The sequence below is a fragment of the Devosia sp. genome (assembly GCF_034675085.1).
Taxonomy (GTDB): Bacteria; Pseudomonadota; Alphaproteobacteria; order Rhizobiales; family Devosiaceae; genus Devosia.
This window is the reverse complement of sequence record NZ_JAUCDN010000150.1, coordinates 1-8099: the sequence shown is the minus strand read 5'-3', so window position 1 is coordinate 8099 and position 8099 is coordinate 1. Positions and strand designations below refer to the sequence as shown.

10 protein-coding genes and 1 pseudogene are annotated in these 8099 nt (G+C 66.5%); 9 read left to right on the top strand and 2 right to left on the bottom strand.

Translation table 11 applies throughout. The annotated features are described in order from the left end of the window. Window positions 1-153: 153 nt before the first annotated feature. Window positions 154-1356, bottom strand: a complete 1203-nt coding sequence (locus VDP82_RS10720) for a pyridoxal phosphate-dependent aminotransferase (protein WP_323014839.1) — start codon at window positions 1354-1356, stop codon at window positions 154-156. Between the two features lie 196 nt (window positions 1357-1552). Here VDP82_RS10720 and VDP82_RS10715 point away from each other — a divergent pair, with 196 nt between their 5' ends. From VDP82_RS10715 to VDP82_RS10700, 4 genes are all read left to right on the top strand, one after another. Continuing rightward, window positions 1553-1840, top strand: a complete 288-nt coding sequence (locus tag VDP82_RS10715) for a hypothetical protein (protein WP_323014838.1) — start codon at window positions 1553-1555, stop codon at window positions 1838-1840. 119 nt (window positions 1841-1959) lie between these two features. Continuing rightward, window positions 1960-2388, top strand: coding sequence for a CBS domain-containing protein (locus VDP82_RS10710; RefSeq protein ID WP_323014837.1), 429 nt, complete (start codon window positions 1960-1962; stop codon window positions 2386-2388). A 124-nt stretch (window positions 2389-2512) separates the two neighbouring features. Further along, window positions 2513-3121, top strand: a complete 609-nt coding sequence (locus tag VDP82_RS10705; protein WP_323014836.1) for a Spy/CpxP family protein refolding chaperone — start codon at window positions 2513-2515, stop codon at window positions 3119-3121. A 114-nt stretch (window positions 3122-3235) separates the two neighbouring features. Beyond that, window positions 3236-4141 carry a DMT family transporter gene (locus tag VDP82_RS10700; protein WP_323014835.1) on the top strand — a complete coding sequence of 302 codons (906 nt, stop codon included), beginning with the start codon at window positions 3236-3238 and terminating at the stop codon, window positions 4139-4141. Here VDP82_RS10700 and VDP82_RS10695 read toward each other — a convergent pair. Then, on the bottom strand, window positions 4138-4530 hold the full coding sequence (locus VDP82_RS10695) for a hypothetical protein (RefSeq protein ID WP_323014834.1): 393 nt from the start codon (window positions 4528-4530) through the stop codon (window positions 4138-4140). The two genes, VDP82_RS10700 and VDP82_RS10695, sit on opposite strands and share 4 nt — an antisense overlap. Before the next feature lie 236 nt (window positions 4531-4766). Here VDP82_RS10695 and VDP82_RS10690 point away from each other — a divergent pair, with 236 nt between their 5' ends. The 5 genes and pseudogenes from VDP82_RS10690 to VDP82_RS10670 all read left to right on the top strand — a co-directional run. Then, window positions 4767-5360 (top strand): thymidine kinase, encoded by a 594-nt coding sequence (locus tag VDP82_RS10690; RefSeq protein WP_323014833.1) that lies wholly within the window; start codon window positions 4767-4769, stop codon window positions 5358-5360. Between the two features lie 2 nt (window positions 5361-5362). Then, window positions 5363-5749 (top strand): acyl-CoA thioesterase, encoded by a 387-nt coding sequence (locus tag VDP82_RS10685; protein WP_323014832.1) that lies wholly within the window; start codon window positions 5363-5365, stop codon window positions 5747-5749. A gap of 308 nt (window positions 5750-6057) precedes the next feature. Beyond that, entirely contained in the window at window positions 6058-6717 is a 660-nt protein-coding gene (locus VDP82_RS10680; RefSeq protein ID WP_323014831.1) for an SH3 domain-containing protein, read from the top strand. 79 nt (window positions 6718-6796) lie between these two features. After that, window positions 6797-7240, top strand: coding sequence for a DUF3597 domain-containing protein (locus VDP82_RS10675; protein ID WP_323014830.1), 444 nt, complete (start codon window positions 6797-6799; stop codon window positions 7238-7240). A gap of 162 nt (window positions 7241-7402) precedes the next feature. After that, a pseudogene (locus tag VDP82_RS10670) lies at window positions 7403-8099 on the top strand (hypothetical protein); the annotation flags it as partial.

Below are 8099 nucleotides of genomic sequence, written 5' to 3'. Positions count from 1 at the left end.
CGGGCTCTCGGCACCCCCTCCTAACCTCCCCCGTCAAGGGGGAGGTACCGCCCGGTGGGTATGGCGCTATTGTGCCACAACCCATATCCGATAGCCCTGCCTCAAGGGAGCGAGGCGCAGATTGATGGCTCCGCTCATCGGATAGGCTCCGCCCTACCGCACGCCCGCGCAAAACTCCTGGATGCGCCGCACGGCTTCTTCCAGTTGCGTATTACTGGCCGCATAGCTGAGGCGGAAATGGCCCGGCAGGCCGAAGGCGGCGCCATGCACCAGCGCCACCCCGGTTTCCTCCAGCAGCGCCATGACGAAATCCTCGTCATTGCCCAGCATCTTGCCGCCGGCGCTGGTCTTGCCCAGCAGCCGCTGGCAGGAGGGGAACACGTAGAAGGCCCCTTCCGGGGTGAGGCAATCGAGCCCGGTATTGGCATTGAGCCCGGCGACCACCAGGTCGCGCCGCGCCTGGAACACCTCAAGCCAGTCCTTGAGGAAATCCTGCGGTCCGTTGAGCGCCGCCACCGCCGCCCATTGCGAAATCGAGCTGGCATTGGTGGTCGACTGGCCCTGCAATTTGGTCATCGCGGCCAGAAGCGGGCGCGGGCCGGTGCAATAGCCGATGCGCCAGCCGGTCATGGCGTGGGACTTGGACACCCCGTTCATGGTCAGCGTACGCGCCTGCAATTCCGGCTCGATCTGGGCGATGGTGGCGAAGCGCCCGCCATCATAGACCAGCACCTCGTAGATATCGTCGGTGAGGATATGCACATGCGGATGCGCCAGCAGCACGTCGGCCAGCCCGCGCAGCTCCTCGGCCGTATAGGCGGCCCCGCTGGGATTGGAAGGCGTGTTGAGGATTAGCCACTTGGTGGCCGGGGTGATCGCCGCCTCCAGCACTTCGGGCCGGAGCTTGAAGCCGGTGGAGGCATCGGCGCGCGCGAAGACCGGCTCGGCCCCGCACAGCCGCACGATTTCGGGATAGCTCACCCAATAGGGCACCGGCACCACCACCTCGTCGCCAGGATTGAGCGTCGCCATCAGCGCGTTGAAGATGATCTGCTTGCCGCCCGAGCCGACGAAGCAATCGGCGGCGGTGACGTCCAGCCCGTTGTCGCGGCGGAACTTGGCCGCCACCGCTTCCTTCAATTCGGGAATGCCATCGACATTGGTATAGCGCGTCTTGCCCGCGTCCATCGCCTTCTTGGCGGCGTCGCGCACATGCAAGGGGGTGTCGAAATCGGGCTCGCCGGCCGAAAGCGCGATGATGTCGCGCCCCTCCTGCGCCATGACCCGCGCCTTCTGGCTGATGGCCACGGTTGCCGAAGGCGCCACCCGGCCCAGAGCATCAGACAGAAATCCCAGTGCATATCCTCCTGCCGCTGCTTCACCCCTCGACGGCCGCCCGGCTTTTTAGGACAAGTGCGCGCGCGCCGAAAGGGGGCCGGCGCCACAGTTTTGCCGCCAAATGGCCCACCCCTTTCCCCATTGAGCCCCCACTGACACCGCATTCATCCGCCTTGATAGAGCCATCCAAAGTCAGAACGCGGTTTCCGATCCCATGCACATTTCTTCGGCCAGGCGGCCATCCCGGATCCGGTTCTTTCTTGTTGTCGGCCTCGCCCTTGTCGCGGTGGCCGCCATTGCGGGCCTGGCGCTGACCCTTGCGCCGGTCCGGCTGGAGCAACTGGCCCGTGAGCCCGACGCGCAGATCGCCGTCTTCATGGTGCCGCTGACCCTGCTGGTGCTGGCCGTATTGGCTGAAGCCACCCGCATCGTCTGGCAGGGCAAATTGCCTGCCCCCGCCCCGGCAAGGCGCCGCCGCTCGCACTGGGCGGCCCGCCCCTGACCCTTTTCTCCTGACGTCCCCACCTGGGCCGGCCTTGCGCCGGCCTTTTCTTTGCCTTTCGCGAGGCTCTTGCCCTCTCCCGCCAAGCAGTCCACAATCCCCCCAGGGAGGACGTCAACATGCTTGTCGAAACCATCCTGAACACCAAGGGTGTCGTGGTTCACACCCTGCCCGACAGCGCCACGCTGGCCGACGCGGTGGCCGCGCTCAACGCCCATAATGTCGGGGCGCTGGTCATCACCGATCAGGACGGCGCCATTGCCGGCATCCTGTCCGAGCGCGACATCGTGCGGCGCCTGGGCCGGGACGCAGCGGCCACGCTCTCGCTGGCCATCGCCGAATGCATGACGCGCAGCGTCGTCACCGCCAGCCGCGACACACCGGTCTCCGAAGTGATGGAGCGCATGACCCGCTTCCGCATCCGCCACATGCCGGTGGCCGAGGACGGGCAATTGGTGGGCATCGTCTCCATCGGCGACGTGGTCAAGTGCCAGATCGAGGCCGCCCAGCGCGAGGCCGAGGCTCTGAGGGAGTATATCGCGGGGTAAGGTCAGCCCCACCTTACCAACCTCTCCAACCTTTCATCCCTTCGTAAGTTCGGGGAGACATCGTCCCCTCTATGGTCCCTTGCATGCCGGATACCGGCGCTTCCCATGCAAAGGATGAAACGCAATGAAGAAACTCTCCTCCACCGCGGTCGCGGCCCTGCTCACCGCCACGCTGGGCCTTTCGGCCGTCGCGCCGGTTCTGGCGCAGGACGCGCCGGGCAGTTCCGACGTGCAGGCCGAACGCAGCCAGCCGGCGGAGCGCGGTTTTCGCGGGCCGCAGCGCGACGGCAATGTCGGCGATATCCTGGGCGTCGAACGCGGCGCCGAAGCCGTCGAGATCGCCTTGGTGCGTCTCACCCATCGCCTCGATCTGACCGAGGCGCAAAAGCCGCTGCTCAAAACGCTCAAGAGCGAGGCGCTGGCCGCCGCCGAGACCTTCCGTACCCAGGCCGAAAGCCTGCGCCCCACCCCGCCTGCCGCCGGCGAGACGGCGCAGCGGCCCGACGCCGCCCAGATGCTGGAAAACCGCATCGCCCTCGAAAAGGCCCATCTGGCTGCGCTCGAAGCGGTGCAGCCGGCCTTCGCCGCCTTCTTCGACAGTCTCACCGATACGCAGAAGGCCGAACTGGCCCCGGCGCGCGGCGAGCGGGCCGATGGCCCCCAGCGCCGGCATTTCGGCCAGCAGGGTGAAAACGGCCCGCGCCAGCACCCCGGCGCCCCGCGCCATCGCTGACGCTTTCCCGGGCCCCTCCCTTCGTGGCAGGGGCCCGGACGCACCATCCCCCTTGTGGGGAGGAAGCGGAGAGGGGTATGGCAGCCTGATCCTTTTCCTACCCTCAAGGCTTGCATGTCCCGCGCCGTCGCCACCTCCCTGCTTCTCATCTGCACCATGCTCTGGGGCTTTGCCTTCATCGCGCAGAAATCGGCCATGGACAGCATGGAGCCGCTCACCTTCGCCGGCATCCGCTATATCCTGGGGGGCCTGTTGGTGCTGCCGCTGGCCCTGCGCGAGCGCCGCCGCCGCGCCAGCCCGCTCACCCGCCCGCAATGGGGGCTGATCCTGGCGGTGAGCGTGGTCTTTTTCTTCGGCTCCTGGCTGCAACAGGCCGGCCTTACCCTCACCACCGTCACCAATGGCGGCTTTCTCACCGGGCTTTACGTGTTCTTCGTGCCGGTGCTCGGTTTCGCGCTGTTCCGCACCCTGCCCCATCCCATCATCTATATCTGCGTGCCGCTGGCGCTGCTGGGCATTTACTATCTCAATGGCGGGGGGCTGGATTCCTTCAATGGCGGGGATGGGCTCATCGTCGGCGGCGCCGTTTTCTGGGCCCTGCACGTGACGCTGCTGGGCCGGGCCGCCAGCGCCACCGGCCTGCCCGTCTTCGTCTCGGCGGTGAGCTTCCTGGTGGCCGGCGCCGCCGCGCTCATCCTCGCCTTCATCCTGGAAACGCCCAGCATCGAGGGCATCTCTGCCGGCTGGCTCGAAATCGCCTATGCCGGCATTCTCTCGACGGCCGTGGCCTTCACCCTGCAGGCGGTGGGCCAGCAATATGTGCCCCCCGCCAACGCCGCCATCATCTTGGCCGCCGAAAGCCTGTTCGCCGCCATTGGCGGGGCGCTATTGCTGGGCGAAAGGCTGCCGCCGGCCGGTTATGCCGGCGCGGCGCTGATCTTCCTCGCCATCCTGGCCGTCGAGGCGGTGCCGTCCCTGTGGGCCCGGCGCCAGCAGCATGCAGCCCGGACCACGAACTAATCCGCCATCCGGTACATCTGGAAGCTCTTGCACACGATTACCAGGAAGCAGCCGCGGATGGTGAGCTGGTCGGGCGCCACCTGGGTGATGGTGCCGGCGGCCTTGTGGCCGTAAAGGTTGAGCGTACCGTCCCAGCGGCCCGGCGCCTTTTGCACTGCGCCATTGATGATGTAGCTGTTGAGATAGGGCAAATTGTCCTTGTTGTCGGCGCCGTTGCCCAGCCAGATCAGCTTGGCGCAGAGCTGGGTGCCGTCCCCGCACAGGCTCACATCATAGCGCGAATCGCGGAATTCGATTTCCCACTTGCCCGCCGGCGAGGCCAGGGCCGGCATGACGGCCGCAAGGCTTATCGCCGCCACCACAAGCCCACGCACCAGATTCTTCATCATCGCTCACACTCCACGCTGGTCCGCCCAACCTGCCGCCCACTGCCTGAACCGGCGCTGAACGCCGGCGTCATCGCCCCGTCATACAACCGCCCTAGCCTGCGTCCCGTTCCGGCTTTCCCCCAATCGCCGGACCACGCCGACCCAAGAAATCTGGCCGCCCTTTCGGGCGGTCTCTTTTTTGTGGAGCACCGGTCTTTGCGCTCGCCTCGGCCCGCCGGCTCCGGCACAACAAGGCCATGGCCAAGCTCTATTTCTCCTATGCGGCGATGAATGCCGGCAAGTCTACCCTGCTGTTGCAGGCCGCCTATAATTACCGCGAGCGCGGCATGCGGCCTTTGCTCTACACCTCGGCGCTTTATGCCGAAAACGGCGTCGGCCTGATCACCTCGCGCATCGGCATTTCCGAGCCCGCCGCGTTGTATTCGTCCGGCGACGATCTCTACCAGGCCGTCCGCGAGCAGACCGAATCCGGCAAGGTCGATTGCGTCTTCGTCGACGAGGCCCAGTTTCTCACCGCCGAGCAGGTCTGGCAGCTCGCCCGCGTCGCCGACCGGCTGAACATCCCGGTCATGTGCTTCGGCCTGCGCACCGATTTCCAGGGCAATCTGTTTCCCGGCTCCAGCGAGCTGCTCGCCATTGCCGATACGCTGCGCGAAATCCGCACCATTTGCGAATGCGGCGCCAAGGCCACCATGGTTGTGCGCCAGAGCGCCGAGGGGCGCGTGCTCACCGATGGCGACCAGGTATCCATCGAAAAATCCGTCTATATTTCCCTCTGCCGCAGGCATTGGGAAGAAGCTGTCGGCCGCTGGCCGGTGAAAGGACCGTGACGATGCAGAACCAGACCAACGAGCCCAAGGGCGACCTGACCATCCGCACCCTGGCCATGCCGGCCGACACCAATCCCGCCGGCGATATTTTCGGCGGCTGGGTGCTCAGCCAGATGGACATCGCCGGCTCCATCGCCGCCTATGAGCGCGTCAAGGGCCGCACCGTCACCGTGGCCGTGGAGGCCATGACCTTCATTTCCCCGGTCAAGATCGGCGACGTGCTCTGCGTCTACACCACTATCGAGCGCATCGGCACCACCTCCATCACCGTGGGCATGGAAGCCTGGGCCCGTCGCAACCGGCAGGACGACCGCGTCAAGGTCACCGAAGGGCGCTTCGTCTATGTTGCGCTCGACGAGAACGGCAACAAGCGCACCATCCCCCGCTAGGAACCGCGCCCTCCCCTCGCTCGATGTCATCCCGGCGCAGGCCGGGATCCATCCTGAAGGCTATCCGCACCATCGATGCGTATGCGGATATGCGGGAGATGGATTCCTGGCCAAGCCCGGAACGACACCGTGGATGGGTCTTCTTCCTGAAGGAAAAGCCCGGCTTCCGTTCAGCCACCGTTCAGCCGCAGGCTGGCTTATTACCCGCGAACAGCCGGAACCCTTTTGCGTCCGGCCCCGTTTCCTGAACGAAAACAAGGCCGGTCAGCGTCAACCAAGGGTCCGGCCCAGCGCAAAGGAGCGCCATGATGAACCGCCTCTCCCGCAAGCTGATGCTCAAGATCGCCACCGGCGTGGCCGTGGCCGCTACCGCCCTGGTCGTCTTCCTGCCTGCCGCCAATGCGGCGCCGGGCGTCGTCACCGGCAATGTCAATGTCCGCTCCGGCCCGGGCACCAATTATGCCGTGGTCGACACGCTGGTGCGCGGCACCCAGGTCGACGTGCAGCGCTGCCAGGGCTCGTGGTGCTATGTCGAAAAGCCCGGCCCCGACGGCTGGGTTTCGGCCAGCTATCTTTCCGCCCAGGGCCGCCCGGTCAATCCGAGCCAGCCGGGCCTGTCCTTCGGCTTCACCATCGGCGGCCCCGACGGCCCGCAGATCAATATCGGCGTCGGCAACGGCAATATCGGCCCGCGTCCGCCGGTGATCCGTCCCGAGCCGCCGCGGCCCTCGCGCGCCCAGGCCTGCTTCTTCGAATATGACCGCATGGGCGGCGACAGCTTCTGCCTGCGTCCCGGCGAAAGCCAGCGCGTACGTGGCGGCATCGGTTCCATCGAAAACCGCGCCGGCCTGACCGTCGAGCTCTGCACCGATCGCGGCCGCCGCGACGATTGCCGCACCTACACCACCGGCGCCAATTCGCTGGGCTGGTTCGGCAACAGCGTCTCGACCGTGCGCGTCGCCCGCTGATCCCGCATCTGTCCCTTCCGGCCGGACGCCGCCTGGCGCCCGGCCGGTTGCTTTCGTTTCAACATCACGAGGTTTCCCCATGGGCTTTTTCGATGACATCAAGGCCAGGATTTTCGGCGCACCCGCTCCGGCCGCCAACGCGGCGGTAAGCAACCCGCCCCCGGCCACCGCCCCGGCCGAAAAACCGGTAGCCGCCGCACCCGCCGCGGCGCCCGCGCAAGCCGCCGCCAGCCCGGCGCCTGCGCCCGCCGCCGCTTCCGCCCAGCCGGTCGATGTCGCCGCCATTCTTGACGCCGCCGTGGCGGCCTCGGGCCAGACGCTCAACTGGAAGACCTCCATCGTCGATCTGATGAAGGCGCTCGATCTCGACAGCTCCCTCACCGCCCGCAAGCAGCTGGCCGACGAGCTGGGCTATACCGGCGATAAATCCGACAGCGCCAGCATGAATGTCTGGCTGCACAAGCAGGTTCTTTCCCAGCTCGCCGCCAATGGCGGCAAGGTTCCGCAAAGCCTGCTGGGCTGAGCCCGGCGCCGGGGAGTGGGCCATCGGCCCCTCTCCGTGCTGACGCCCTTTGTCAGCAGCCCCGTTCCCTCTCCGTTCGCGGGGTGATAGGCTTGGCCGGAACATTGCGCACCGGCGCCCCGTTCCCTATCTGAGTCTCTCCTCCGGACCGCAGAGTTGGCCATGGCTTCCAAATCGACCCGCCCGGGCAAGGCGGAATTTTCCATCGATGATTTTCTCGGCGAAATCGAAAAAGCCGAGGATCTGGCGGCCAACAAGCCCCTTTATGCCGAGCGCATGAAGAACAAGCGCGCGCTTGACCGTGCGGAGGCCGAGGAAAAAGCCAAGCTGTCGCCGCTCGAAAAGCGCCGCACCACCAAGTCCAATCACGACACCGCCACCGGCATGGCGAAAAAGACCGGCAAGACCAAGATCAACTCGGTCGACCGCGTCGATTTCGACGGCTTCGGCGAGGCGCCGCAGGCCGGCTTCGGCCATATGCCCGCGCAGATGCCCAGCGCGCGCGACATCGCCCGCGCCGCCGCCACCGACCCCGAAGCCATGGCCAAGGTGCGCGAGGCTCTGGACGCGTCGGTCAAGAAGAACAAGGCGCGCAAGGGCGAGGACCTTTCCAACGCCACCACCGTGGGCATCACCGCCACCGTCAAGGCGCTGGAACAGATCATCCTGCATGGCCGCAAGGAGGTGGAAGGCTCCGCCCCCTGGGTGCCCCATCGTCCCGAGCGCCCCGCCAAGCGCGGCGAAAGCCGGCCCTTCCGCCTCAACACCACCTACGAGCCGCGCGGCGACCAGCCCACCGCCATCGCCGAATTGGTGGAAGGCGTGGAGAATGTCGAGACCGACCAGGTGCTGCTCGGCG